This window comes from Enterobacter sp. SCRI0065, from assembly GCF_059766475.1.
In genome coordinates this window covers 1-255 of sequence record NZ_JCBAJB010000054.1, presented here as the reverse complement: position 1 = coordinate 255, position 255 = coordinate 1, and the positions used below count along the sequence as shown (strand labels likewise).

The 255-nt window shown below is 69.0% G+C and carries 1 pseudogene; it reads left to right on the top strand.

Annotated elements, in window-relative coordinates:
* Nucleotides 1–255, top strand: a pseudogene (locus AC6EMZ_RS23400) (hypothetical protein); the annotation flags it as partial.

Sequence of the window (255 nt, the reverse complement as noted above, 5' to 3'; positions counted from 1 at the left end):
TCAGGCTGCACCGGAAATCAGGGGGGCATCTGCGCAGCAGTGCGCCCCGCCATCGCCACGGCGGCGGCATCCTGCACGAAGGGCAAACGGTCACGCGCCAGCGTGTCACCAGCCATCACGATCTGCAAACTGCCCGAACGCTGGCGCAGCGCTCAGGCTGCACCGGAAATCAGGGGGCAGCTGCGCAGCAGTGCGCCCCGCCATCACCACGGCAGCGGCATCCTGCGCGAAGGGCAAACGGTCACGCGCCAGCGT